Origin of the sequence: Burkholderia pyrrocinia (assembly GCF_018417535.1) — a bacterium.
Taxonomy (GTDB): Bacteria; Pseudomonadota; Gammaproteobacteria; order Burkholderiales; family Burkholderiaceae; genus Burkholderia; species Burkholderia pyrrocinia_E.
This window is the reverse complement of record NZ_CP070978.1, coordinates 2,692,289-2,715,767: the sequence shown is the minus strand read 5'-3', so window position 1 is coordinate 2,715,767 and position 23,479 is coordinate 2,692,289. Positions and strand designations below refer to the sequence as shown.

At 66.1% G+C, this 23,479-nt stretch carries 24 protein-coding genes and 1 pseudogene; 11 read left to right on the top strand and 14 right to left on the bottom strand.

The features are described 5' to 3' along the window. Nucleotides 1–34: 34 nt before the first annotated feature. The gene (locus JYG32_RS30320; protein WP_213266048.1) at nt 35–664 is read right to left on the bottom strand and encodes a hypothetical protein; all 630 of its coding nucleotides are present in this window, start codon (nt 662–664) and stop codon (nt 35–37) included. On the opposite strand from JYG32_RS30320, the gene JYG32_RS30315 reads away from it, so the two are divergent. The 3 genes from JYG32_RS30315 (at nt 663) to JYG32_RS30305 (ending at nt 3,380) form a co-directional block, all read left to right on the top strand. After that, nucleotides 663–1,322, top strand: a complete 660-nt coding sequence (locus JYG32_RS30315) for a response regulator (RefSeq protein ID WP_174379751.1) — start codon at nt 663–665, stop codon at nt 1,320–1,322. The genes JYG32_RS30320 and JYG32_RS30315 overlap by 2 nt on opposite strands. Further along, on the top strand, nt 1,319–2,782 hold the full coding sequence (locus tag JYG32_RS30310) for an ATP-binding protein (RefSeq protein ID WP_174379750.1): 1,464 nt from the start codon (nt 1,319–1,321) through the stop codon (nt 2,780–2,782). The genes JYG32_RS30315 and JYG32_RS30310 overlap by 4 nt, the downstream gene beginning before the upstream one ends. A 70-nt stretch (nt 2,783–2,852) precedes the next feature. Then, nucleotides 2,853–3,380, top strand: coding sequence for a cytochrome b (locus JYG32_RS30305; protein ID WP_213266047.1), 528 nt, complete (start codon nt 2,853–2,855; stop codon nt 3,378–3,380). A 267-nt stretch (nt 3,381–3,647) separates the two neighbouring features. On the opposite strand, the gene JYG32_RS30300 is transcribed toward JYG32_RS30305, so the two are convergent. Together JYG32_RS30300 and JYG32_RS30295 are read right to left on the bottom strand one after the other, a co-directional pair. Beyond that, nucleotides 3,648–3,923 carry a DUF4148 domain-containing protein gene (locus JYG32_RS30300; protein WP_213266046.1) on the bottom strand — a complete coding sequence of 92 codons (276 nt, stop codon included), beginning with the start codon at nt 3,921–3,923 and terminating at the stop codon, nt 3,648–3,650. Between the two features lie 71 nt (nt 3,924–3,994). Beyond that, entirely contained in the window at nt 3,995–4,339 is a 345-nt protein-coding gene (locus JYG32_RS30295; protein WP_213266045.1) for a DUF4148 domain-containing protein, read from the bottom strand. Nucleotides 4,340–4,581: 242 nt separating this feature from the next. Between JYG32_RS30295 and JYG32_RS30290 the strand changes: the two genes are divergently transcribed. Then, nucleotides 4,582–5,271, top strand: coding sequence for an aspartyl/asparaginyl beta-hydroxylase domain-containing protein (locus tag JYG32_RS30290; protein WP_174379746.1), 690 nt, complete (start codon nt 4,582–4,584; stop codon nt 5,269–5,271). A 30-nt stretch (nt 5,272–5,301) separates the two neighbouring features. Here JYG32_RS30290 and JYG32_RS30285 read toward each other — a convergent pair whose 3' ends face one another. After that, nucleotides 5,302–6,243, bottom strand: coding sequence for a LysR substrate-binding domain-containing protein (locus JYG32_RS30285; RefSeq protein WP_174379745.1), 942 nt, complete (start codon nt 6,241–6,243; stop codon nt 5,302–5,304). Between the two features lie 77 nt (nt 6,244–6,320). On the opposite strand from JYG32_RS30285, the gene JYG32_RS30280 reads away from it, so the two are divergent. The 3 genes from JYG32_RS30280 (at nt 6,321) to JYG32_RS30270 (ending at nt 8,341) form a co-directional block, all read left to right on the top strand. Further along, nucleotides 6,321–6,719, top strand: a complete 399-nt coding sequence (locus JYG32_RS30280) for a nuclear transport factor 2 family protein (protein ID WP_213266044.1) — start codon at nt 6,321–6,323, stop codon at nt 6,717–6,719. Nucleotides 6,720–6,846: 127 nt separating this feature from the next. Continuing rightward, nucleotides 6,847–7,116 carry a MoaD/ThiS family protein gene (locus JYG32_RS30275; RefSeq protein ID WP_213267514.1) on the top strand — a complete coding sequence of 90 codons (270 nt, stop codon included), beginning with the start codon at nt 6,847–6,849 and terminating at the stop codon, nt 7,114–7,116. 82 nt (nt 7,117–7,198) lie between these two features. Then, nucleotides 7,199–8,341: a WD40/YVTN/BNR-like repeat-containing protein gene (locus tag JYG32_RS30270; RefSeq protein WP_213266043.1), complete on the top strand. Its 1,143-nt coding sequence runs from the start codon at nt 7,199–7,201 to the stop codon at nt 8,339–8,341. A 52-nt stretch (nt 8,342–8,393) separates the two neighbouring features. On the opposite strand, the gene JYG32_RS30265 is transcribed toward JYG32_RS30270, so the two are convergent. Then, complete coding sequence (locus tag JYG32_RS30265; RefSeq protein ID WP_213266042.1) at nt 8,394–9,326, bottom strand: LysR substrate-binding domain-containing protein; 933 nt, start codon at nt 9,324–9,326, stop codon at nt 8,394–8,396. Nucleotides 9,327–9,473: 147 nt separating this feature from the next. Here JYG32_RS30265 and JYG32_RS30260 point away from each other — a divergent pair, with 147 nt between their 5' ends. Then, a complete protein-coding gene (locus JYG32_RS30260) occupies nt 9,474–9,899 on the top strand; it encodes a PACE efflux transporter (protein ID WP_213266041.1) in 426 nt (141 codons plus the stop codon). A gap of 69 nt (nt 9,900–9,968) precedes the next feature. Here the strand turns inward: JYG32_RS30260 and JYG32_RS30255 are convergent, their stop codons facing one another. The 8 genes and pseudogenes from JYG32_RS30255 to JYG32_RS30220 form a co-directional block, all read right to left on the bottom strand. After that, complete coding sequence (locus tag JYG32_RS30255) at nt 9,969–10,376, bottom strand: hypothetical protein (RefSeq protein WP_174379740.1); 408 nt, start codon at nt 10,374–10,376, stop codon at nt 9,969–9,971. 4 nt (nt 10,377–10,380) lie between these two features. Beyond that, nucleotides 10,381–11,001: a M35 family metallo-endopeptidase gene (locus tag JYG32_RS30250; protein ID WP_249744787.1), complete on the bottom strand. Its 621-nt coding sequence runs from the start codon at nt 10,999–11,001 to the stop codon at nt 10,381–10,383. A gap of 28 nt (nt 11,002–11,029) precedes the next feature. Next, entirely contained in the window at nt 11,030–11,590 is a 561-nt protein-coding gene (locus tag JYG32_RS30245; RefSeq protein ID WP_213266039.1) for a hypothetical protein, read from the bottom strand. Further along, nucleotides 11,587–11,955 (bottom strand): hypothetical protein, encoded by a 369-nt coding sequence (locus JYG32_RS30240; RefSeq protein ID WP_213266038.1) that lies wholly within the window; start codon nt 11,953–11,955, stop codon nt 11,587–11,589. The genes JYG32_RS30245 and JYG32_RS30240 overlap by 4 nt, the downstream gene beginning before the upstream one ends. Nucleotides 11,956–12,292: 337 nt before the next feature. Further along, nucleotides 12,293–13,240 (bottom strand): choline ABC transporter substrate-binding protein, encoded by a 948-nt coding sequence (locus tag JYG32_RS30235; RefSeq protein WP_174379736.1) that lies wholly within the window; start codon nt 13,238–13,240, stop codon nt 12,293–12,295. Nucleotides 13,241–13,343: 103 nt separating this feature from the next. Beyond that, entirely contained in the window at nt 13,344–14,342 is a 999-nt protein-coding gene (locus JYG32_RS30230) for a GlxA family transcriptional regulator (protein ID WP_174379735.1), read from the bottom strand. 108 nt (nt 14,343–14,450) lie between these two features. Further along, a complete protein-coding gene (choW, locus tag JYG32_RS30225; protein ID WP_174379734.1) occupies nt 14,451–15,347 on the bottom strand; it encodes a choline ABC transporter permease subunit in 897 nt (298 codons plus the stop codon). Next, nucleotides 15,340–16,889, bottom strand: a pseudogene (locus JYG32_RS30220) (quaternary amine ABC transporter ATP-binding protein); the annotation flags it as partial. The gene choW and the pseudogene JYG32_RS30220, both read right to left, overlap by 8 nt. Nucleotides 16,890–17,166: 277 nt before the next feature. Here JYG32_RS30220 and JYG32_RS30215 point away from each other — a divergent pair. The 3 genes from JYG32_RS30215 (at nt 17,167) to JYG32_RS30205 (ending at nt 22,713) form a co-directional block, all read left to right on the top strand. Then, entirely contained in the window at nt 17,167–20,589 is a 3,423-nt protein-coding gene (locus tag JYG32_RS30215) for a DUF2339 domain-containing protein (RefSeq protein ID WP_213266037.1), read from the top strand. Further along, nucleotides 20,586–21,944 (top strand): DUF3999 domain-containing protein, encoded by a 1,359-nt coding sequence (locus JYG32_RS30210; protein WP_213266036.1) that lies wholly within the window; start codon nt 20,586–20,588, stop codon nt 21,942–21,944. Before JYG32_RS30215 ends, JYG32_RS30210 begins: the two co-directional genes overlap by 4 nt. A gap of 121 nt (nt 21,945–22,065) precedes the next feature. Beyond that, a complete protein-coding gene (locus JYG32_RS30205; protein WP_213266035.1) occupies nt 22,066–22,713 on the top strand; it encodes a lytic transglycosylase domain-containing protein in 648 nt (215 codons plus the stop codon). Nucleotides 22,714–22,723: 10 nt separating this feature from the next. Here the strand turns inward: JYG32_RS30205 and JYG32_RS30200 are convergent, their stop codons facing one another. After that, nucleotides 22,724–23,422 carry a response regulator gene (locus tag JYG32_RS30200; RefSeq protein WP_213266034.1) on the bottom strand — a complete coding sequence of 233 codons (699 nt, stop codon included), beginning with the start codon at nt 23,420–23,422 and terminating at the stop codon, nt 22,724–22,726. Between the last annotated feature and the right edge of the window lie 57 nt (nt 23,423–23,479).

Genomic DNA, 23,479 nt, shown 5'->3' with positions numbered 1-23,479 from the left:
GTGATGCCCGGGGCCGGCACGCGCGAAGGCGGGCTCACCCGTGCACGCCGCCGTATCGATTCCCGTTGAGCCGGATGTGAAGGACGACCAATCGACGATACGCGCAATCAGATGACACAACTACCGTGCGGCGATCGATTCCGGTCACGCGCACATAGCCGCACACGACCGCTGCCCTGAACGCCGCGCCGGCAAGCTTACGGGCCGACAGGATCGCGGTCGCGACCGCGACGACGGTCCAGATGCGGAATGTCATCGTCGTGAAAAACGCTTCGGGTATGCGCAACGCAAACAACGAAACCAGCACGATACACTGAATGAACATGCCGGCGAGCGCGGCGATCAGCAGGTAGGCGCGCCATCGCTCGATCGTCGAGGGTGCCATCAGGAATGAACCTCCCGTGCAGGCGACCTGGATCGATTTGAAATCAAACTGAAGGGTCGCGGATTCGTGGGCCGGTGCGTACGGTGCGTGCCGGACGCGGCAAACCCGGATCGGGATCAGGGGAGAAATGTCGTGGCCGATAGTAGCGGGAATGCCGGCAGCAAACCTTAAGCGTTCTTCAGAATCGGGCGATGTTCGAGACGGCTCAATTACAATCCGTTGCATGGCGTGCACAGTCAGGCTCGTACAATCGCAGACGTCTGCACACGAATCGACCATGCGACTCCTCCTTGTTGAAGACGACGACCTGATCGGCAGCGGCCTCGAAATCAGCCTGAGCCAGGCCGGCTATCACGTCGACTGGCTGCGCGACGGACACGCTGCCGCAGCCGCGCTCGCGACGACGCGCTTCGCGCTCGTCGTGCTCGATCTCGGCCTGCCCGGCAAATCGGGAACGGAACTGCTGCGCGCGTTGCGCGATGCGGGCGATACGGTGCCGGTGCTGGTGCTGACCGCGCGCGGCACCGTGGCCGACCGCGTCCGCGGCCTCGACGACGGCGCGGACGACTATCTCGCGAAACCGTTCGAACTGTCCGAGGTGCTCGCCCGCTGTCGCGCGCTCGTGCGTCGCTCGCAGGGCCGCGCCGGCGACGAGATCGTGTGGCGCGACATCACGATCGACCTGACCACCCACACGGTGACACGCGACGCGTCGCGCGTCGCTCTCACTTCGCGCGAATGGGCCATCCTGGTTCAACTCGTCAGCCACCCGGGCAGCCCTCAGTCGCGGGCGCGTCTCGAGGACGGGCTGTACGGCTGGCAGGAAGGCATCGAAAGCAATGCGATCGAGGTCCATGTGTCGAACCTGCGCAAGAAGCTCGGTGCGGATTTGATCCGCACCGTCCGCGGCATCGGCTACGTTGTCGACCCGCCATGATCTCGCGGTCGATACGACGCCGCGTTTCGCTGATGGCGCTCGGCTGCGTGACCGTCGTCTGGCTCGTCGCGGTGTTCGGCAGCTTCCGGCACGCGACGCGCGAGATCGGCGAATGGGAAGACGCGCGCCTCGTCGAATACGCGTCGCTGCTCGTCAATCTCGCCCCGGTCGACCTCGACCGTCTCGCGCGCTTCCCGCCCGATGCGCGCGTCGAGCTGGCGCCCGGCAATTCACGATCCGGCCCTGACAACGACGGCGATCGCCTGCCGCGCGACATGCTGTTCGAGGTGCGCGACGCGCAGGGCAACGTCGTCGCGTCGAACCTGCCGGCCGCCGCCGCAGGTTTGCCCGACGCACGCGATCCGCGCGGTGCGCCTGAAACCATCGTCATGCGCGACGTGCCGTGGCGCACGCACACGTTGCGCGACAACGCGTCGGGGCGCTGGGTGCGGGTGATGGAAACGGTCAACACGCGCAGCGATCTGGCGACCGGCATCGCGCGCGGCATCGTCTGGCCGCTGATCGTCGCGCTCCCGGTGCTGGCGCTCCTCCTCTGGTACCTGATCGGGCGCAGTCTCGCGCCGTTGAAGACGCTGTCGACGCTGATCGGCGCGCGCGATGCGCGATCGCTCGAACCGCTCGGCATCGCCACCGTGCCGGAGGAAGTGCGCACGCTGGTCGACGCGATCGACCGCCTGCTGGCAAGGCTGCGGCAATCGATCGTGCGCGAGCGCGCGTTCACGTCCGATGCGGCGCACGAACTCAAGACGCCGCTGGCCGCAATCAAGGTTCAGGCCCAAGTGGCGATCGCGACCGACGATCCGGCGCGCAAGCAGCTTGCGATGCAGCGTGTCGTGCAAGGCGTCGACCGCAGCGCGCGTCTCGCCGAACAGTTGCTGCTGCTCGCGCGGCTCGACGAATACGAACGCATTCCGACGCGCGCCGTCGTCGTCCGCGAACTCGTCGAAGCCGCCATCGATCGCCATCTGGCAAAGGCATCGGACAAGGCCATCGACATCGTGACCGGCAGCGCATCCGAACGCGCGATCGAGGCCGATCCGATCCTGATCGGCATCCTGCTCGACAATCTCGTCGACAACGCCGTCAAGTACGGCCGCCGCCGCGGACGTATCGAACTCGGCGTGCACGACGACGGCGCGCTGCAACGCATCGTCGTGCGCGACGACGGGCCGGGTGTCGCTCCCGGCGAGCACGAACGGCTCGGCGATCGCTTCTATCGCGGCAGCGGCACGCAAGCGCCCGGCAGCGGGCTCGGGCTGTCGATCGTCACGCGCATCGCGCAATACTTCGGCGGCACCGTGCAATTCGAGACCGGCATCGACGGCCATGGCCTGGGCGTCACGATCGCGCTGCCGTCGGCGAACGCGGCCGGAACGATGCCGCGCGATGTGCCGGCCGACGAGCATGACGACCGATCGCGCGCGATGCCGCGTGCTTAACGTTTCGTTAAGGATTCGACCGTAGAATCCACCCCACCGATACCATCCCTGTCGCTCGTCTGGAGTTTTCATGGCCACGCCCGCCCGCTATGACGCAGTTGCACGTTTTCTTCACTGGCTGATCGTGGCGCTGGTCGTCGCGCAGTACGCGATCGGCTGGACGATGCCCGATGTGCATCGCGACACGCAACCGATCGGCCTGATCGCCGCGCACCTGCTCGTCGGCACGGCGCTGATCGCGGCGATGGCTGGCCGCGTGCTGTGGCGCGCGACGCATCGCCCGCCTGCAAGCGACCTGTCGCCCGCGATGCGCGCGCTGTCGGGTGTGACGCATTTCGCACTCTACGCGCTGCTGATCGCGGTGCCGCTGCTCGGCTGGATCAACGCATCGTCGCGCGCATGGGCCGTGACGCTGGTCGGTGTCGTCCCGTTGCCGGCGCTGTCGGCGGCCGGCTCCGGATTCGGTCACGCGATGGGCGACGTGCACGGCATCCTCGCATGGGTGCTGTTCGCCGGCATTTGCCTGCACGTGGCAGCCGCGCTGGCACACCGGTTCGTGCTGCGCGATCGGATCGTGCAGCGCATGATGCCGTGGTGATCGCCTCTCGCCTGTTTGAGCGCACCATCGCGGATATGAGCCGGGCTGTTCGAGTTCGCGATATCTTCGGTCTGCCTTTTCATCTCGCGATCAACCTGCCCGCCCATCGGGACCGGTTGGCGAGATGATCGCGACGCCGCGCGAAGCGGCGTGCGATGAGCGGTACTGCAGCCGTTGCCCTTCGTCCAGGTCGAGCGGCGCGAACGGCATGCGGATTGCCGTACCGCGAACACGACGGCCAGAAGCCACACACGATCATATCGACTCCTAGTTGCCGGTCTGCGCCGGCATAGCGGGGGCCGGTGCATGCGCGGCAGAGGCGGCCATCCTGGCTCGATCCTGCTCGGCGAGCTTCGCTTCCGCGGCCTGGATGTCCGCCGGATACTCGCCGTCGTCGCCCTTCGCCGGGTCGTACCCGGCTGCTTCCAGGCGCATCAGCTCGTCGCGAACCTGCGCGCGCGTCAGCGGTGCGGCCGATTGCGCGAATGCCGACTGACCGACGATCATTCCGATCATTGTCAGTACTGCGATATATGTTTTCATCATGAACTCCTTCAATGTTCCGTATCGATCAACCGCTGTGAATGCCTGACCTGCGAACGCAGGCGGTTGTATCAGCTTCCGAAATAGATCGTGCAGAAGCTCGCGGGGCCGACGCACGCGGCCTGGCGCTGGCGCGGCGACGTCGCCGCCGGCTTGCCCGCTTCGGATGAAACGGCCGGATCGCTGCCGACCGCCGTGTTGGACTGACGCTGCGGCATCTGTTCGGCCTGCCGCTGGAAGAGCGGGCTCACGTCCGGATACGACGTATCGGTCACGAAGCGCAGCCCGTTGTTTTCAGCGTCGATCAGTTCCTGCCTGACCTGCGCTCGAGTGAGTTCCTGTGCCGACGCTTGCGTCGCAATACCCGCGAGAGACATCGCCACCACCGTGGCGGCCACCAGCCAATGCTTGTTCATGGTTTACTCCTTCAGAAGTCAACGAGAAGATGTGCTACACCCGTATGACGACGGAGGGGGTTCGTTTATTCCCGCGCATTGTGGCTCGGGCCGTTTGTGTTTTCCGGCTTTCCGGGCCGCTTGCGTCGACCGGTCATCAAACTGTCATTCTTTCGTCAGCCGGCGTAACCTGACGTAACGCAGCGCCCGTCGCGCTTCGGGCAGACTGACGACACTTCATACGGATCGCCGATCGATCGACCATGTCCGCCGCTTACGACTATGCAGCCGGCCTGCTCCGCACGCTGTACGACCGCCATATCGACGGCGACGCGGTGCTCGATACGGCGGCGTTCCCGGATGCCGGGCGTTTCGTGCGCGCATGGCCTGCCATCCGCGCGGAAGCGCTCGCCGTGGCGCGCGACATGCCGCGTATCCCGCGCTTCCACGAGATCATGCGCGAGCAGTACGACATCTCGGCCAACGATGCGCGCGACTGGCGGATGTTCATCATGCAGGCGTACGGCCACCCGTTCCCGCGCAACCTGGCGCGCTGCCCGACTGTCGCGTCGATCGTCGCGGCGTCGCCGGACGTGCTGTCCGCATCGCTGTCGTTTCTCGCACCGGGCAAGCACATTCCGCCGCATCGCGGGCCGTTTCGCGGCATCCTGCGCGGCTATCTCGTGCTGTCGATGCCGAAGCGCGCGGACGGCACGCCGGCCGCCGTGCTGAAGGTCGATGGCCGCGAACATCGGCTCGACGAAGGCCGCTTCCTGCTGTGGGACGATACGTTCATGCACGAGGTGTGGAACGACAGCGGCGAAGTGCGGATCGTGCTGCTGCTCGATATCCGCCGGCGCGGGATGCCGCGTTTGCTCACGTGGCTGTCGAATGCGGTGATCGGTGTCGTGCGGCTCGGGATTCGGGTGCGGGGGCGGTCGATTCCGGTTTAGCGAACCGTTCGGCGCACACGCCCATCGCAATCAACCCTCACGCGCGAGACGCGTCAGAACCTCCGCGAGCGCTTGAATCGTGGGTTGCGCGGCGCGCTGCACCGGAAACACGAGGTAATAGCCGAGACCGTTGCGCACCACATCGGAAAACGGTGCGACCAGCGTTCCGGCTTCCAGCCGATCCGCCGCCATGCGTGGATCGCCGATCGCGACGCCGTGCGCCTGGGCAGCCGCCGTCAATGTCAGTTCGAGCGTATCGAATACGAGGCCGGTGCCCGGGTCGATCTGCGTCGCGCCGACGGCATCCAGCCAGCATCGCCATTCGTCGCGATTGCGCGCGGGATGCAGTAGCGTCACATGCGCGAGATCGGCGATCGACTTCAGCGATGCACCGGTCTCGCGCGTGCACATCGGCGTGAGGCACTCGTCGAACAGCGGAATCGCCACCATTCCGGCCCAGCTTCCGGTGCCGCGCACGACGATTGCATCGAAATCGGCGTCGGTGAAATCGGGCGTGTCGTCCGCCGACGTGTGAACACGCAGCTCGGTCCGCGGCAACGCATGATTGAGCGCCGAAAGCCGCGGCAACAGCCAGCGGATCGCGAACGTGGAAGGCAACCGCACCGTGAGGGTCGACATGCAATGCGCATGGGCGTGCGAGTGCCGCGCGAGCTGCGTGAGTATGTCGACGGCCACCGTCAGCAACGCGCCGCCCTCCGTGGTCAGCGTCAATCCCGACGGACGGCGCACGAACAACGCACATCGGTAGTGCGCTTCCAGTTGCTGCACCTGACGGCTCACGGCGCCCTGGGTCCGGCACAAATGCTCGGCTGCCCGGTTGAAGCTGCCAAGTTCGGCGGCGGCGACAAAAGCCTGGAACGCGGTCAGCGGCGGCAGCGCACGCGTGAGGTCCGCCAGCGGATATGCGCGGGCTGCATACCCGGGTTGCGGATTTTTCGTTTGTTCGGTCATCGCTGCATCGCTATCGTGGTTGAGCCGATCGCACTCGCGGTCGCGGATGGCTCGTCAACAATCAGCGGAGAAATACCATGGTCACGTCGTCCGACGCACTATACACGCGGCAGGTCGATACCTATCTGAAAACGCTCGAACGCGGCGACATCGCCGCAATCTGTGCATTGTTCACGCCGGATGCGCGGATATTTTCGCCGTTTCTCGGCTGGATGGCGCCGCAGCCCTTCTTCGAAAAGGTCGCGTCGGCATCCGGACAGAGCCGCATCACGCCGATCGACATCTGCGTCAGCACTACCGGCGCACGTCGGGCCACCGGCTATTTCGTCTACGACTGGGGACTGAAGGACGGCTCCGCGGTGCAATTCGAGTGCGTCGACGTGTTCGAATTCGACGACGATGCGCGCATCGAGCGCATGATCATCGTCTACGACACTCACCCGATCCGCAGCACGGTCGGCGACAAGTACGCGTAGCGGATACGTGCCGACACGCATCGCCGTCTGCTGCACCGCAATGCCGCAAACCACGAAACGTTTCGCCTACACTACAGAACCGACGCCGCCGTCCACGCCCCGCACGGCTCCCTTCCGGTTACTCGCCATGGCTCATCTCTTCTTCGCCGCTTCGATTCAGCGGCACATCGAAACGCCCGAACGCGACGTCGATGCGCGTTCGATCAGCGAAGCGTTTGAAGCCGTCTTCAGCGAGCAGCCGCGACTGCGCGGCTACATCGTCGACGACCAGGGCGCGCTGCGAAAGCATCTCGCCGTGTTTATCGACGGCCGGCCGATACGCGACCGGGAACATCTGTCGGATCCGCTTGGCGGCGCGAGCCGCGTGTATGTCGTTCAGGCGTTGTCGGGTGGATAAGGGGTCGTACCCACCCGCGAGCAGTGTATGGAACCCGAGCAAGCGCTGAAGCGCCAATCCGGGTCGACAGGAGACACTCGAAATGAATGACCGATTGCTTGTCGCAACCCGCAAGGGCCTGTTCGTTCTTCATTCCGACAAAAACGGCGGCTGGACGCTCGGCGACCCGCACTTCGTCGGCGAGCCGGTCAGCATGGCGCTGGCCGACCCGCGCGACGGCACGCTCTATGCCGCGCTCAACCTCGGCCATTTCGGCGTGAAACTGCATCGCAGGCGCACAGACGCAGCCGCATGGGAAGAATGCAGCGTCCCCGTCTATCCGCCGCAGCCTGCCGACGAACCGCCCGCCAGCGCGCATGCAAGCACGGGCGACGCGGACGACGAGCCCCCCGGCCCGCCCCGGCCGCCCTGGACGCTTCAGCAGATCTGGTCGCTCGAAACCGGCGGCGCCGACGAGCCGGGCGTACTGTGGGCCGGCACGATACCCGGCGGGCTGTTCCGCTCCGACGACTACGGCGACTCGTGGGTGCTCAACCGCCCGCTGTGGGATCGCCCGGAACGCGCCGAGTGGGGCGGCGGCGGGTACGACGCGCCGGGTATCCATTCGGTGATGGTCGATCCGCGCGACAGCCGGCACGTGACGATCGGCATCTCGTGCGGCGGCGTCTGGCAGACCGTCGACGGCGGCGCGACCTGGCGCGTGACCGCCGACGGCATGGAAGCCGACTACATGCCGCCCGAGCGGCGCGGCGAGCCCAACGTGCAGGACCCGCACCGCGTCGTGCAGTGCGCGGCCGACCCGGACGTGCTGTGGACGCAGCATCACTGCGCGATCTTCCGCTCGACCGACGGCGCCGAGCACTGGCGGCGGATCGAGGCACAGCCTTCGAGCTTCGGCTTCGCGGTCGCCGTGCATCCGAACGAACCGGACACCGCGTGGTTCGTGCCGGCCGTGAAGGATGCGTGCCGGATTCCGGTGAACGGCCAGTTCGTCGTCACGCGCACGCGCGACGGCGGCCGCAGTTTCGAGCGCTTGTCGAACGGGTTGCCGGCCGCGCCGGCGTACGACCTCGTGTATCGGCACGGGCTCGCGGTGGACGATTCCGGCACGCGCCTCGCGATGGCATCGACGACCGGCGGGTTATGGACGTCCGGCGATGGCGGTGACAACTGGCAGATGGTGTCGGCGCATTTGCCGCCGGTGTACTGCGTCAGGTTCGGGTGACGGCGGGCAACCGGAACCCGATACGTTCGAGTTCCCGCTCACTCGCCCGATCTCACCTCGACGTGCTCATCGGCGCCATCCGCGCCACCGCCGCACGCGTCTGCGCGATCTCCGCTTCGAGCCAGTCGAGAAACCGCCTGACCTGCGGCTCGCGTTCCCGCCCGGGTCGACACAGCGCGACGAAGCGTGCGCCGGCAAGTCGCACCGACCGCTCGATCGGCGTCAACGCGCCGCGCTCGACATGCTCGGCCGCCAGCACGGAGCTGAGCAGCCCGACGCCCTGCCCGTGCAACACCGCCTGCAACGCGTAATGCTCGTCGTCGTAATGCCGGAACACCGCGCGTTCGAGCCATGCTTCGCGGCCCGCCGCACGACACCACGAAGCCCAGTCGACCGACACCGGCAGCGGCGTATCCCACTCGGTCTCGATCAAATCGAGCCGCTCGTCCGAACGATTCGCATCGAACCCGGCAGCCGCATACGCGCCGAAATACTCGTCGATCAGCGCAATCTCGTGCAGCGCCGGGAACGTGCGCGACGTCGCGCGAATCGCGAGATCGATTCGCGCGTCGCGTTCGAGATCGGCGAGCGCGTTGCCGGTTTCCACCTTGATGTTCAATTGCGGATCGACCTGCCGGAACCGGCCGAGACGCGGAATCAGCCACATCGCGGCAAACGCGGGCGTGGTGGTCAGCACGAGCGTGCGCTCGTCGGCCGCTTCGGGCCGCACCGCGTCGAGCCCGCGACTCAGCGCAAGCAACGCATCGTGGCTCGTTCGAAACAGGCGCTCGCCCTCCTCCGTGGGCCTCACGCCGCTCGCGCCGCGCTCGAACAGCAGCACGCCGAGCCGGCTTTCGAGCGACTTGATCTGGTGCGACACGGCGGCCGGCGTCACGGACAGTTCGTCCGCGGCGGCCTTGAACGTGCCGAGCCGCGCCGACGATTCGAATACACGCAATGCGGTCAGGGGAATTTTCGAGAACACGGGGCCTCGCGGGCCGGATGCGGCCGGGTTGAATTCGATTCAATCGGGGTGAGATTAGGTGAATTGAAGCGGGCGCGCAACGCGGATAGCCTTGCGGAACGTCGCGGCACGGTGCCGCGGCGGTTGCCGTCGAACCGGAGAAACAACGTGCAAGGCCTACCGCGCAGGATCACGCAGGCGGTGCTCTACGAAGCGATCGCCATCTCCTGCATCTCGCCCGTGATCGCGGCGATCTTCAAGCAGGACCTCGTGTATTCGGGTGCGCTGTCGGCGACGATGTCGGCAATCGCGCTGCTGTGGAACATGATCTTCAACGCGCTGTTCGAGCGCTGGGAAGCGTCGCGCCGGCAGCCGGCGCGTACGTTCGGGCGACGGATCCTGCACGCCACCGGATTCGAAGGCGGGCTGATCTTCATGCTCGTGCCCGTCGTGGCGTGGTGGCTCGACATCTCGTGGTTCGACGCGTTCGTCGTCGATATCGGGCTGTTCGCGTTCTTCTTCTGTTACGCGTTCGTGTTCCAGTGGGCGTTCGATCGCGTGTTCGACGTGCCGGCGGCGACGAAGGGGTTGTGAATCGAACGTCTGTCATTGCAAGACGGCGGCCGGGACATGCCCTGACGCCGCCTCACCTCACGAGGTGCCTTACATATCGGCACAACAATTTCCGGGGCAGCCAGGAAGCAATGTTATCTCAGCCCGCTTCGCATTTTCACTGTCTCGAATACTCATGCGCTTATAGACATAACTATGAATAGCATAGCGCTCTTGTGTTAATCCGAAATACCGTAACAGACGATGAGCGGCCTCGGCACGCCTGGCAGATAATTCCTCGGGATCGGTTTCCGTCGACTCCGCTACGCCGCTCACGGCTACTCCTTCGCGAATCGGAAATCTTGACAACATATCTGATACCCAGCCTCTCAGCTTCTCCGCTTGCTCCGCGCTCACCGACACAGAATTACTCTCAAACATAAGGTCAAAATTCTGGCCCGGCAAATTCTCGGATCCATCACAAGCATACGAATTTGTAGCCACAAACAGGAAAATCACACCTCTAATCAAGCCATACAACATATGCCGAAATACTGTCCGCATTTTTAATTGCCAGCTCCGGGTTATCTTGCCCCCACTTCGGGAGAAATCGCGTGATTCCATATTTTGGATCGCTCGCCCCAAACGTATCCTTGAAATGAGTACACTCGTGGATGATAGTTGACAACTTCGAGGTGGCCGCCCGACTTCGATCACGAATCGTACAAAATTCCTCGTGGATACTTATCGTGTGCGTTGCCGTGTCGGGACCACATACGTGCGCAACAGTTCCGACATTCTTGTTGGTAGGCAAGCATCCAAGAGATCGATCCAGATCAGGATGTGCCCTCAGAAAATTCCCAGGGCCTAGTGACCGCATGACTGCCAGGGTCGCAGTCAGTCCGGTGATAAGGCTAAGACGAATCCCCTCATCATTCGCGCCGAACCACGTCCAGACACGCCTACGTTCGTCCTGCGGCCACTCTGCCAGTCTTTTGAGCCGCTCCTCCACGAGGTCTGCCCCTTCGTCGCGAAGTTGCATCACCAGCTTTCTGAATTCTGCGTCGGTCATGGTCGGGCAGATGGGTGGGCCGTTGAGCGTCAGCAAAACTTTAAGCTTCGAACCATGCCTGGTGTTCGTCACTGCCGAATCGTGGACGCAAATATATTCGTTACAAGGCATCGTTATTGTTCTCCATGACCTCAAGCCTAAGTTTTTCGGCGCGACGTGTTGTTACACGCTGAGTGTTTCCCTCGAAATCCGTGACACCACTGAAGATTCGACCTGATGTTGTATGTATGCGGTATCGAACACGCGCAAGCGGTTGACCACTTTGCTCATCGCACAAAACATACTGTTCGTCATGTTCATCGTTAGTTGCCGAAGTCGAATGAGCATGATTTCGACCCAGCCCCACCGGCGCTCCGACCTGCTGATCGCTGACGATCATGCGCATCCCCCGCTCGGCATAAAAAACCGGCGATGGATTGCACCCGCAAACATTGATATCGCCGCTCAGCGCCCACGGCTGACCATTCGTCGCTGTGCCAGGTAAACGTGGACCTTCCGGCGCGACGTACCCTTCCTGCTCGCAAGCCGTGCAATAGGTCTTCATATAGAGCGTCGCGATATGCACCCGCGGCGGCGGATTGGAACAGGTGACAGTCGGCAGCCCTTCGATGATCGTCGCGCTGCCGCCGCGATCCCCTTGTGCAAGAAAGTAGCGGATCATGCGACCTCGCATTGACGCATAGCGTCCGGTTGCGTCACCCCCCTAAGCCAGCTACCCAACGCCAGCCCTTCACGTTCCGAGATGCCGGTGATGACATCACCGTTATCGAGTTCGCTGCCGACAGACGCGAGCCGTTTGAAATCGCCGAGATCGGCCAAGTCAAGACCACCGACGATCCAGGCTGTCGAGCCGTCCGCAATAGCCGCCGCACTGCCATCCGCGTAAGCAACGACGTTGCTCACGCAGGCGACCGCGGGCCCCGCAACCGTCAGCCCGCTGCTGGTTCGGGCGTTTCCCCCGCCTCGCTCGGTAAGCGAGCCGATGATGGCAAACAAATGAGTGAGTAATTTTTGCTCGTGCGGCATCCTGATTCCCCTTCGTGAGATTGGTGCGAATGACCGACACCAAAATGCGCGATCCGAAAGGGACTTTCAATCATACGAATTCGAAATTCGTATAACTAATTGTTATTATATTTCTGTATTTCAATTTTTTAATCGTGCGCACGGGATACTGGCCGGTTGCTCGCCGGCAGTCGGCTATGCCGAAAATCCGGTACTCGACCGGTTCCGGAAAACTCGTTGACACGCACCGGACAAGCGTGAGGATCGCCCCCGAACACCGGTATCTACCCTGTCATTCGGGGGCGTGCGACCACAGTCAAACCTCAGCCAAAAGTGGTAAACGCCTGAAAAACTCCGCTCAATGCACGCCGAGATACGCCTTCACCGCAGGCAGCCCCGGCTTCCCGTCGAACGTCGTCACGCCCGCGAGCCACTTGTCGAGCGCCTGCGGGTTCGCCTTCAGCCACTCGGCCGCCGCCTTGTTCGGCTCTTCCTTGTTCATGATCGGCATCATCACGTGGTTCTCGATCGTCGTCGTGAACTGCAGGTTCGACACGAACTTCGCGACGTTCGGGCAGCGCTGCGCGTAGTCGGGCGGCGTTGCCGTCAGTACCTTCGCTTCGCCGTAGTTCGGGCCGAACACGTCGTCGCCGCCGCTCAGGTAGTCGATCTTCATCTGCACGTTCATCGGATGCGGTTCCCAGCCCAGGAACACGATCCACTGCTTGTCGCGGATCGCGCGATTCACCTCGACCAGCATCCCGGCCTCGCTCGACTCGACCATCTTGAACTTGCCGAGGCCGAACTGGTTGCCGTCGATCATCTTCTTGATCAGCAGGTTGCCGTCGTTGCCCGGTTCGATCCCGTAGATCTTGCCGTTCAGCTTGTCGGCGAACTTCTGGATGTCCGCGAACGACTTCAGGCCGCCCTGGTACACGTAGTCGGGCACCGCGAGCGTGTATTTCGCACCGGTCAGGTTGGGCGTCGCGAGCACCTTGATCGTGCCGGCCTTCGTGAACGGCTGGATGATCGGGTCCATCGTCGGCGACCAGTAGCCGAGGAACACGTCGATCTGCTTGCTCTTGATCCCGGCGAACGTGATCGGCACCGATGCGATCGTCTTCGTCGGGCTGTAGCCGAGCCCCTGCAGCATCGTCGATGCAAGGCCCGTGGTCGCCGCGATGTCGGACCAGCCGACATCCGCGAAGCGCACGTTCTTGCATACGGGCGGATCGGCCGCATAAACGGCCGACATCGGCGCGGTTATCCCGATCCCGCACACCGCTGCGATCAATAGGCGCTTCATCTTTCTTCTCCTCAAAGTGATGTCGTTTGCATGAATGCGGGATCGTTTATTGAAGCCGCGCGCCGCGATCCCGGCGACGTCGCGACTGGATGATTCTTGACGGTCAGCGCCCCGGCAACCTGCGCTCGTAGCTCGGCGCATGGCCGAACTGCGCGCGGTACGCCTTGCTGAAATGACACGGCGAATGAAAACCGCAGACCGTCGTCACGCGCGCGATCGACGCATCGGTCGTGCGCAGCAGGTCGCGCGCGCGTTTCAGGCGCATCGTCAGGTAATAGTGGGTCGGCGACACGTTCAGGTACACCTTGAACATCCGCTGCAGGTGCCGCTGCGACAACCGCACGAGCCGCGCGAGTTCCTCCAGCGACAGCGGCTCCTCGATGTTCGCCTCCATCAACCGCACGACCTCGATCAGCTCGGCACGCGAGAAGCCGACGCGCGCATCGACAGGAATCGGCTGCGTGTCGGTCGAGCTGCGGATGCGCTCCAGGATGAACTGCTCCGACACCTGCGCGGCAAGCTGCTGGCCGAACCGCATGCCGACGAGGTTCAGCATCAGGTCGAGCGGCGCGGTGCCGCCCGTGCAGGTCAGCCGGTCGCGGTCGACGACGAACAATTCGTCGGCGAAGCCGACCTGCGGAAACTCGGAATGCAGCGCGGACAGGTTCTCCCAGTGCACGGTGCAGCGATAGCCGTCGAGCAGCCCGCTCGACATCAGCGCGTACGCGCCCGTGCAGATGCCGCCGAGCGGCAGCCCGCGTTCGGCGAGCGCCGCGAGCGTATCGCGCGCGCCCTCGTCGACCACATCGCGGATGCGAATGCCGCCGCACACGATCATCACGTCGGGCAGGTCCGTGTAGTCGAGCGCCTGCGTGGGCCGCACCGCGATGCCGTTGCTGGCATGCGCCGGCGCGCCGTCGAGCGAATAGATCGACCACTTGTAATGGTCGGCGCGCCCAACGTAGTTCGCCATCCGAAGCACTTCGACGGCGCTCGAGAACGCGATCATCGAGAAGTTCGGCAGCGTCAGGAAGCCGAAATGGGCGAGGGACGAAACCGGTGAAACGCAGGCGGCGGGCGCGACAGCGACGGCAGACGTCACATCGGTCTCCTGGCGAGGAGGTTGCAGGGAGCCAGCCCCGCGGCCGAAGCCGCGGAAGCCGTTATCGATTCAGGGAAGGCGGCCGGAAGACCGGCCGGCCGCCGTCGGTCAGGCTTGAGCGGGTGCGGTCTTCACACGAAAGAGCTGCTTGAGGCCCGAGAACAGCGGTGCCTTCACGGTGCCCGGCGCACGGCCGAAGCTTTCGGTGATGCGGTCGAGAATGATCGCGAGCAGCACGACCGACAGACCGCTTTCGAAACCGAGGCCGATGTCGAGGCGCTGGATACTCGCGAGCACGTCGTTGCCGAGACCGCCCGCGCCGACCATCGACGCGATGATCACCATCGACAGCGCCATCATGATCGTCTGGTTCACGCCCTGCATGATCGACGGCAGCGCGTTCGGGAACTGCACCTTGTACAGCAGTTGCCACGGCGTGCAGCCGAATGCCTGGCCGGCTTCGACGATCTCGCGGTTCACGTGACGGATGCCGAGGCTCGTCAGGCGCACGGCAGGCGGCATCGCGAAGATCACCGTCGACAGGATCCCCGGCACGCGGCCGAGACCGAACAGCATCGCGGCCGGAATCAGGTAGACGAAGGCCGGCATCGTCTGCATCAGGTCGAGGATCGGACGCACGGTCGCGGCGACCCACTTGCTCTTCGCAGCCCAGATGCCGAGCGGGATGCCGAGCACGAGGCTGATGATCGTCGACGACAGCGTGAGGCCGAGCGTGATGACCGTCTGATCCCAGAAGCCCGTCGCGAAGATCAGGAGCAGCGACGCGGTGGTGAACAGCGCGAAACGCCAGCCCACCCGCCACAGCCCGACGCCGATGAAGATCGCCATCATCAGCCACATCGGGATCGCCTGCAGGCTGTGCTCGACGAATGCCGCGAGACCTTCGATCGCCTGGCCGATCGCGTCGAATGTCTTCGCGTCGTGGTCGAGCAGGTAATGGACGGACTGGTCGACCCAGGTACCGAGCGGAATCATTTCAGACATGGGAGCCTCGCGAACGCGTGATGGCCTTCAGGATGAGCGCACGATCGACCGAGCCGCAGTAGCAGCCGTCGTCGTCGACGACGGGCAGTGCATTCGGGCTCGCGACCACGCGCGCGACGACATGTTCGAGCGACGCATCGCGCCGGATGCTCTCGATCGGCCGCACGGACGGCGTGGCCTGACCGATCGCATCGCGCGTGACGAAGCCGCGGATCTTGCGTTCGGCGTCGAGCACGAACGCGTATTCGGCGCTGCCGTTCAGCGTCGCCGCGACGTTCGCGGCATCGAACTTCGACATGAGCGGCACGGCACCCGTCTGCATCAGGTCGCCGGCGGTGAGGTAACGGCTCGTGTCGATGCCGTCGAAGAACGCGCGCACGTAGTCGTCGGCCGGATTCGCGATGATGTCCTGCGGCGTGCCGACCTGCACGAGCCGACCGCCTTCCATGATCGCGATGCGGTTGCCGATGCGCAGCGCTTCCTCGAGATCGTGCGACACGAACATGATCGTGCGGCGCTGCTCCTTCTGGAGCTGCAGCAGCACGTCCTGCATTTCCCTGCGCTTCAGCGGATCGAGCGCGGAGAACGCCTCGTCCATGATCATCAGCGACGGGTTCACGGCCAGCGCGCGGGCAAGGCCGACACGCTGCTGCATGCCGCCCGACAGCTCGGACGGCAGCTTCTGCGAGAACGGCGCGAGGCCGACCTGCTCGAGCACCTCCATCGCGCGCCGTTCGCGTTCCTTCTTGCCGACGCCCGCGACCTCGAGGCCGAACGCGGCATTCGACACCACGGTGCGATGCGGCATCAGCGCGAACGACTGGAACACCATGCTCATGTCCTTGCGGCGCAGCGCGGTGAGCGCCGAGCGGCGCGCCGACGCGACGTCGAGCCCATCGATCATCACTTTGCCCGCGCTCGGGTCGACGAGCCGGTTCACGAGGCGGATCAGCGTGGATTTGCCGGAGCCGGACAGGCCCATCAGCACGAAAATCTCGCCTTCCTGCACGTCGAACGACACGTTGTGCACGCCGACGACCTGGCCGGTGCGCTTGAGCACGTCATCCTTCGTCGCACCGGCGGCGAGCATGTCGAGCGCCTGTTGCGGGTTGTTTCCAAATACCTTGCACAGACCTTCGACTACGACCTTGGGGGCATCCATTGAAACCTTCTCCTCGTGTAGCGGGGACTCACGCGTGTCACTCAGCGTGACTACATAGTTGCCAGAAAAAACCCCGACCTGCCGACGAATTACGACAAACGCTTGCGCAAATACGACACGGCCTCCCGCCCCGCCTGGCGGGCCGCGGCACGCGGCGACACCCGATTGCGGCAGCGCAATACGCGCACACCCAACAACGACGGGCATCGCACGCTGGACTTGTGCGCAGCAGCGCGGTGCAGATCGGATGGCTTTTTGCGCCAATTCGCATCGGGCGCACGTCGCTTTGCGACAATTTCACGTCCAATCAGCCTGCGACGCGAATGTCGTCTGATCAATGCACGTCGATCGCCCGTTTCGCGTGCCTGTCGGCTATCCGCAAAAAGCATGACCGTACAAAAAAATGCCGTGCTGCGCGATCGTCATGAACGGAAATCAGCCACGTTTCGCGGCCCGCCCGCAACCCAGAAAATCCCGCATGGCCGCTGTGATACATTGCCGGCAAACACGCCGATCGCGCCGTTGCCGCGTGCCTTGCGCGCGACGGTCCGCCAACGGCGCGCACATGCCGGTTCGCCTGCCGGCCGTGCTGAACCCGCCTCGATCCGGTGCGAGCCGCGATCGATGGACGATAACGATACGAGAGGGAGTAAGGCGTTGAACTGGGCATTCGCCGGAATCGGCTTCATCGTGGGCGGCATCGCCGCATTGGTCGGGGATTTCTCGGCCGCCAACGGCGCGCTGCTCGGCGCCGCCGTCGGGTTCTGCATCGGTCACGCGCTGCGGCAGCACAAACTCAAGAACAACGGCGCCGCGCCCGACGCGTTCGCGATGCCCGCGACGCCGCCACCCACGCCCGCGCCGCTCGCCGAGCGCGTCGCACGCCTCGAAGCGACCGTCGAAACGCTCACGCGCGAACTCGATTCGCTGCGCGGCCAGCTCGCCGGCGCGAAGGCCGGTGCGGCCGCTATCGGCAGTACCGCGCAAACGCCTTCTTCCACTGCGGCCGGCACCCCGTCCGCTCCGCTGTCGCCCCCCGCTCCGGCAACGCCACCGACACCGCCCGCGCAGCCCGCAGTCGCAGCGGCCGCGCGCGCGGGCACGCCGGCAGCCACATCGGCGCCGGCGCCTGCCGCAGCACCCGCACCCGCACTTGCACCCACCGCACCCGCCGCGCGCCCCCCCGTTCCCGCTGCCGCCAACGCGACGACGAACGCACCGGCCGCACCCGCACGCCCTGCCCCGCCCGCGCCGCGCGAACCCGGCATCGCCGATCGTGCATTCAGCGCCGCACGCGACTGGCTGCTCGGCGGCAACACGGTCGTGCGCGTCGGGATCATCGTGCTGTTTTTCGGCGTCGCGTTCCTGCTCAAGTACGCGGCCGACAACAGCATGCTGCCGATCGAATTCCGCCTCGCGGGCACCGCGCTCGCCGCGGCCGCGCTGCTCGCGATCGGCTGGCGCGTACGGGCGCGCCGCGCCGCGTACGGCCTCGTGCTGCAGGGCGGCGGCGTCGGCATCCTGTACCTGACGATCTTCGCCGCGACCAAGCTTTATGCGCTGCTGCCCGTCGGCGCCGCGTTTCCGCTGATGGTCGCGGTCTGCGCGCTGAGCGCGTTCCTCGCGGTGCGGCAGAACGCGCTGCCGCTCGCGTTCATGGGCAGCGCGGGCGGTTTTCTCGCGCCGGTGCTGCTGTCGACCGGCCAGGGCAACCATGTCGCGCTGTTCAGCTACTACGCGCTGCTGAACGCGGGCATCTTCGCGATCGCGTGGTTCAAGGCATGGCGCCCGCTGAACCTGCTCGGCTTCGTGTTCACGTTCACGATCGGCTCGGCGTGGGGCGTGACGGCCTACCGCCCCGCGCTGTTCGCGAGCACCGAGCCGTTCCTGGTCCTGTTCTTCCTGATGTATGTCGGCATCGCGCTGCTGTACGCGGTGAAACGCGAGCTCGCGCTGCGGCACTACGTGGACGGCACGCTCGTGTTCGGCACGCCGATCGTCGCGACCGCGCTGCAGGCGTCGCTCGTGAAGGGCATGCCGTTCGGGCTCGCATGGAGCGCCGTCGCGCTGTCGGCGTTCTACGTCGCGATCGCCGCGTGGCTCGCGCGGCGCCGCGATCGCCTCGCGCTGCTGTTCGAAGCGACGCTCGCGCTCGCGGTGATCTTCGCGACGCTCGCGGTGCCGCTCGCATTCTCGGGCCCGACGACGAGCGCCGCGTGGGCAATCGAAGGCGCGGCCGTCGTGTGGCTCGGGGTGCGCCAGAAGCGCCTGCTGCCGTTCGGCTTCGGTCTGCTGATGCAGGTCGCCGCGGCCGGCGCGTTCTTCACGAGCCTGCTCGGACCGGCCGACACAACCGCGCTGCCCGTGCTCAACAGCCCGTATATCGCGATGCTGCTGATCGCGCTCGCCGGCCTGTTCACCGGCTGGTGGCTGCACGGGCGCGACGAAGCACGCGCGTGGCACGCGTGGATGCCCGAAATCGGCGCCGCGGCCGCGGCGTGGGGGCTGCTGTGGTGGGTGAGCGGCGGGCTGCACGAGATCCTCGTCTACGCGAGCCGTCACGTCGATCTGCATGCCGACCGCTTCGTTGTCGACACAACCGCGCTGTTCGCGGCCGGCACCGCGTGGCTCGCGCACATCGCGCGCCGCCGGCTGGCCTGGCCGCTCGCCGAATGGCCTGCGCTCGCGCTGACGCCGGTGCTGGCGCTGCTCGCGTTGCGTGCGTTCGATGCGCACGAAGCGCCGCTGTCGGGCCTCGGCGCGTTCGCGTGGCCTGTCTCCGTCGGCGCAGGTCTTGCGCTGCTGTGGCGCCAGTCGCGCGGACCGGCAAGCGCCGATGCCGCGAAGGGTACGGCGCCCGGCATCGGGCAATCCATCGCCGCAGGCGTGATCGCGCCGCTGCATACGCTGACGTTCTGGACGCTGTGCGGGCTGCTGTCGCTGGAAGGCTTCTGGCGCCTGCGCGCATTCGTGCCCGAAGGCGCGTGGAGCTGGAGCGCGTGGGCGTACGGTTTCGGTGCGCTGCTCCTGCTCGTATCGGGCCCCGGCTCGCGCCTGCGCTGGCCCGTCGCGGCATTCCCGCGCGCTTACCAGGTCTGGGGCGCGGCACCGCTCGCCGCGCTGCTGTGGCTGTGGAGCATCGCCAGCGTGATCAGCGACGGCGACGCCTCGCCGCTCTTCTGGCTGCCGCTGCTCAATCCGCTCGACATCGCGCAGTTCCTCGTCTTCGTCGCGTTCGCCGCATGGCTGCGACGCCTGAAGAGGCTCGGCATCGCATGGCACCCGCACGTCGTCGACTATGCGGCGATTGCAACCGTGTTCCTGTGGTTCAACGCGCTGATGCTGCGCACGCTGCATCACCGCTTCCACATGGCCTACGACATCGACACCGTGCTGTCGTCGTTCGGCATCCAGCAGGTGTTCATGGTCGGCTGGAGCCTGTTCGCGTTCGCCGGAATGTGGCTGACGCGTCGCGACGGAATCGCCCGCGTGTGTGCACTCGCGTCGCTGCCGCTGATCGTCGTGATGTGGGTGTGGACCTTCTACACGAACTTCACGCAGGACGGCGGAAGCTGGGCGCGCGTGCCGCTCTTCAACCCGCTCGATCTCGTGCTCGCGATCGTCTATGCGCTCGCCGCGTCGTGGTTCGTGCGCGCGCGCAAGCTCGGCTGGCCGTTCGGCAACTATCGCGTCGAACTGCTGAGCGCGGCCGGTGCGACCGTATTCCTGTGGCTGAACGCGATCCTGCTGCGCACGCTGCATCACTGGGCCGGCGTGCCGTACGAGTTCGGCGCGATGGCCGAATCGACGCTCGTGCAGGCTTCGGTGTCCGTGTACTGGACGGTCTGCGCGCTCGCGACGACGATCTGGGCCACGCGCCGCGGGCTGCGCCCGCTGTGGTTCGTCGGCGCCGCGCTGCTTGCGCTCACGGTCGTCAAGCTGTTCCTGTTCGACCTGTCGCACGTGACCGGCATCGAGCGCATCGTGTCGTTCATCGGCATCGGCGTGCTGCTGCTGTTGATCGGCTATTTCTCGCCGCTGCCGCCGAAGGCCGCGGGTCAACAGGACGACAAGCAATGAAACGACTCGCAGCCCTGCTCGGACTGAGCCTGCTCGCGTCGTTCGCGGCGGCCGACGGCACGCCGGGCGCCGGGCGCGTCGCGCAGCGCTTCTCGCTCGACCTCGACGGCAGCGCCGCGTATTACCAGCTCACCGTGCCGCAGCCCGTGTATGCGGCCAGCCGGCGCGACGATCTCGGCGACGTGCGCATCTTCAACGGTGCGGGCGAGCCGGTTCCGTATTCGCTCGACGCGCCCGTCTCGGCCGCGCCCGCCGTGCCGCCGTCGCGCATGCCGGTGCACTGGTTCCCGCTGCCGACCGCCCGCACCGATAACGGCACCGCGCCGCTCGGCGTGACGGTCGGCCCGGACGGCTCGCTGCGCGCGGCCGTCGCCACGCCATCGCCGGCAAGGCGTGGCGCGGATCTCGTCGACCTGTCGCGTGCGGACGGCGACATCGACGCGCTGCTCGTGCACGTGGGCGACGACAGCTACCAGGGACGTGTCGCCGTCGATGCCAGCGACGACTTGCGCAACTGGCGGTCGCTCGGCAGCACGCAGTTGCTGAAGGTCGGCCGCGGCGACGACATGCTGGTGCAGGAACGCATCGCGCTCGAAGGCGCGGCGCCGCGCTACCTGCGGCTGGACTGGCTCGACGGCGCGCCCGCGATCGCGTCCATCGACGTCGAAACGCATCCGCGCGACGCGCGCGGGACGGACACCGCGTCCGTGCCCCGCCAATGGCGCGACGCCGCGCGCGTGCGGGCCGGCGGCACGCCCGGCGAATATCTGTTCGACACCGACGGCGCGTATCCGGTCGACCGCGTACGCATCGACCTGCCGCAGCCGAACACCGTCGCGCGTGCGACGCTGCAAAGCCGCGCCGACGCGCAGGCACCGTGGCGCGACGTCGCGGGCGCCGTGCTGTTCCGGCTGCAGGGCAAGGCCGGCGAGCAGCGCAATCCGCCGCTCGAGTTCGCCGCGAATACGGATCGCGCGTGGCGGATCGTCGTCGACATGCGCAACGGCGGATTCGGCGCCGGCCAGCCGGCGGTCGCGATCGGCTGGCATCCGGCCGCGCTGACCTTCGTCGCGCGCGGCACGCCGCCGTTTACGCTCGGCGTCGGCGACGCGTCGCTCGTATCGTCGGCAGTGAGCCGCGAAGCGCTGCTGATCGGCATGGCGCCTGAAGTGCGGCCCGCGCGCGTCGGCGCGGCGCTGCCGGTTTCGGCGGTCGCGCCGGTGCCGGCCGCCGATACGGACGCGAAGCGCCGCTATGTGCTGTGGGGCGCGCTGGTCGTCGCGGTCAGCATGCTCGGCACGATCGCCTGGCGTCTCGCGAAAGGCGGCGGCGAGTCGCGCAACCGCGACGAGTGACGCGACGCGGTTGCGCCCGTCGCCCGTCTTTACGCGCCGTTTATCCGGCAAGCCTGTTTCTTTCGATGGTCGCAATGCATAACTGCGTACAGTCGTCGCATCGGAACCACGATGCGACGACATGCAGGAAACCCATCCATCGTATGACCGGCCGGCACCGCGCACGCGCCCGGCCCTGCCGCTGAAACGGCTTCTGCTCCTTTGCCCGATCGCGCTGTCGCTGTCGGTGGCGCTGCCCGCGCAGGCCGACGACACGCCGGCTGCGCCGGCCACCGCCGCGAGCACACCCGCTCCGTCGCTCCCCCCGACCCTCGACACGATCGTCACGACGCTGCGCAACCGCTTTCACGTTGCGTATGCCGATGCGGGCACGATCGCCCATGCGGTGCAGACCGAATCGGACCGCTACGGGCTCGCACCGGCGCTGCTGCTCGCGATCATCGCGGTCGAATCGGGCTTCAATCGCCGCGCGGTCAGTGTCGCCGGCGCACGCGGGCTGATGCAGGTGCTGCCCACCGCGCATCGCGACCTCGTCGCGCATGTAAAGGACCTGTCCGATCCCGCGACCAACGTGCGGATCGGCGCAGCCATCTTCCGCGGCTACCTCGACGATGCGGACGGCGACGTCGAAACCGCGCTCGTGCGCTACAACGGCGGCACGAAGCGCTATGCGCAGCGCGTCGCGCTGCGCGTACAGCAATTCGACGCGCAATTGCGCGGTTCGAACGGCGCGGCAGCCGACGCACCGCGGACGGCCGCCAACCCCTGAGCGCGCCGCGCTACGCGACGCCGGTGAGCCGGTAACCGACACCCATCTCCGTCACGATGTACCCGGGCCGCCGCGGATCGCACTCCAGCTTGCGCCGCAAGTGGCCGACAACCACCCGCAGGTGATGCGCATCCTTGCCGTGCGCCGCGCCCCACACCTCGCTCAGCAGACGGTCGTGCGTGAGCAGCCGTCCCGCGTGATGCGCGAGCACGGCCAGCAACCGGTATTCGATCGGGCTCAAATGCACGCGCGCACCGCCGCGAAACACCTGGCGATCGCCGAGATCGACGGTCACGTCGCCGAAGCGCACGCGCACCGCATCGAGGCGCCCGCCGCCGGCCTGACGGCGCAGATGCGCACGAATCCGCGCGATCAGCTCGGCGGCGCCGAAGGGCTTGGTCAGATAGTCGTCCGCGCCCGCGTCGAGCGCGGCGACCTTGTCGCCTTCCGCGCTCAGCGCCGACAGCACGATCAGCGGCGCGTCCGAACACGCGCGCAGCGCACGGATCAGTTCGGTGCCGCCGAGATCGCGCAGGTTCGTGTCCGCGACGATCAGGTCCGGACGGCGCGCGGTGACGGCCGCCACACCCGCGACACCGGTCGCGGCCTCGCAGACGTGCATGTGTTCGGCCATCAGCGCGACACGAACGAAATGCCGGATCAACCTGTCTTCGTCGACGATCGCGATGACGACGGTCGGTTCGCTCATGCGGCAGCGCCTTTGTCTGCGGAGTCATGCGTACTGTCGCGGCCGGCACCGGGCGCG